The 2,181-nt window shown below is 39.5% G+C and carries 2 protein-coding genes; one reads left to right on the top strand and one right to left on the bottom strand.

Annotated features, from left to right (window positions below):
* Positions 1 to 151: 151 nt before the first annotated feature.
* Positions 152 to 808, bottom strand: coding sequence for a class I SAM-dependent methyltransferase (locus tag ACIR131C_RS0118785; protein WP_028091434.1), 657 nt, complete (start codon positions 806 to 808; stop codon positions 152 to 154).
* Between the two features lie 96 nt (positions 809 to 904).
* Between ACIR131C_RS0118785 and hemH the strand changes: the two genes are divergently transcribed.
* The gene (gene hemH, locus ACIR131C_RS0118790; RefSeq protein WP_028091435.1) at positions 905 to 2,071 is read left to right on the top strand and encodes a ferrochelatase; all 1,167 of its coding nucleotides are present in this window, start codon (positions 905 to 907) and stop codon (positions 2,069 to 2,071) included.
* The last annotated feature ends 110 nt before the right edge of the window (positions 2,072 to 2,181 follow it).

Here is a 2,181-nt window from a genome sequence, read left to right on the forward strand (position 1 = left end):
TCCCTAGCTTCCTTGGAGATTTTCTGTGAATATTTAATGATTATAAATTATGATTCAGAGAAAAATATATTTTCTATCATTCACAAAAACCTATATTTCATAAAAAAACATCCTGTTAATCCTCTAATTCTGGATATCCTGATTTTGACCATTACTTCTCTTGAAAATCTTGACCATTCTCAACCATCTTCTTCCCCTGAATTACCTGCAAACTCCCACCAGCATATAAACTAGGTTGACTGACATCAAAACCATAATCTGTTAATAAACCGGGTAAATCTGTTCTCAACAATTCCCAAGCTGTCTCCGTTTCAAATAACCAGAAAAATACCGCTAACCCCGGCCAAAATAGGGGATTTGTTGGGGGGTGAAAATCTATCAAAGTAAAAACTCCCCCCGGTTTTAACACTCGATAAACCTCCATAATGATTTTTCGCAGTTGTTCCGGCTGCATTTCGTGTAAAGCCGCGCTAGTATGTACTACATCAAATAAATTATCTGCAAAAGGCATATCTTCCGCAAAAGCTTGGATATATGTAGCCTTTGGTACATTTTTCTGCGATCGCTGTATAGATAATGGAGAAGCATCTAAACCGGTGACATGATTGGAAAAATCTACCAAAAATCTGGTTACATGACCGCTACCACAACACAAATCTAAAATCTGGGTATCTGCTTCTAATTGCAAATTTTCTAAAGCTAGACGACGAAACCGGGCTTCACCCCCCACAGTGACAGCAGCTAACCGGGAGATGCTATCATATAACCATTGGTATCTGTAACTCAAATCTCGAAAAATTGTCGCCATTGTATTTTTCCTGCCGATAAAGCTTTATATTTAATTAAAGATATATTGTTAACAACTTTAGTAAAAATCTGTAAAGATTGGGGGAAAGTAATTGCTATGGGTCGTATAGGGGTATTATTACTTAATCTCGGTGGTCCAGATAAACTCGAAGATGTCGGACCGTTTTTGTATAACCTGTTTTCAGATCCAGAAATTATCCGTTTACCGTTTCGCTGGATGCAAAAACCCCTAGCTTGGTTTATTGCTACCCGCAGACAAAAAACATCTCAAGAAAATTATAAGCAAATTGGTGGCGGTTCTCCATTGCGACGGATTACAGAGGAACAGGGAGAGGCTATTAAATCTCAGCTAGGTAAATTAGGACAGGAAGCTAATATCTATGTAGGAATGCGTTATTGGCATCCTTATACAGAAGAAGCTATTGCCCAACTTACCCAGGATAACATTGATAAGCTGGTAATTCTCCCCCTTTACCCGCAATTTTCCATCAGCACTAGCGGTTCTAGTTTTCGGTTATTAGAACAATTATGGAAGGAAAACCCCAAACTCCAAGGTCTTGAATATACGGTGATCCCTTCTTGGTACAAAGCATCAGGTTATTTGCAAGCCATGTCAGAACTGATCATTGGGGAACTGGAGAAGTTTCCTGATCCGGATCAGGTGCATATATTCTTCAGCGCCCACGGTGTCCCTAAAAGCTATGTCAAGGAAGCAGGTGATCCCTATCAGCAGGAGATTGAAGAATGCACTTACTTAATTATGCAAACCCTCAACCGTCCTAATCCCCACACTCTGGCTTATCAAAGTCGTGTTGGTCCTGTAGAATGGCTACAACCTTATACAGAAGATGCACTGAAGGAACTAGGCGAAAAAGGGGTAAAAAATCTCGTAGTTGTTCCCATTAGTTTTGTTTCCGAACATATTGAAACACTACAAGAAATTGACATTGAATACCGAGAAATAGCAGAAGAAGCAGGAATACACAACTTTGGACGGGTTCCAGCACCCAATACTAATCCGGTGTTTATTCAAGCTTTATCTGACCTGATTATTGATGCCCTTAAACAACCCGACTTGAAACTCTCTCAAGTTACCCAAATGAAAAAAAGGGTGAGAATGTATCCTCAAGAACGTTGGGAATGGGGAATAACTACCAGTGCCGAAGTTTGGAATGGTCGAATCGCCATGTTAGGATTTATTGGGTTGATGATCGAATTAGTTACAGGTAAGGGCTTACTGCACGTAATCGGACTGTTACATTAGACATCTGGAGGTAAAGATTGTAGAAACGTTCCATGGTAAAGATTGTAGGCGTTGCTGATTTGAGGTATGAAAATGATTTTTGATGATTTCAAAACCCTTGTAAAGACCTT

This window comes from Dolichospermum circinale AWQC131C (assembly GCF_000426905.1).
Taxonomy (GTDB): domain Bacteria; phylum Cyanobacteriota; class Cyanobacteriia; order Cyanobacteriales; family Nostocaceae; genus Dolichospermum; species Dolichospermum circinale.

Excerpts from the sequence above, each read along its gene's own strand:
- ACIR131C_RS0118785 (WP_028091434.1), bottom strand. The coding sequence starts at position 808 with ATGGCGACAATTTTTCGAGATTTGAGTTACAGATACCAATGGTTATAT.
- hemH (WP_028091435.1), top strand. The coding sequence starts at position 905 with ATGGGTCGTATAGGGGTATTATTACTTAATCTCGGTGGTCCAGATAAA.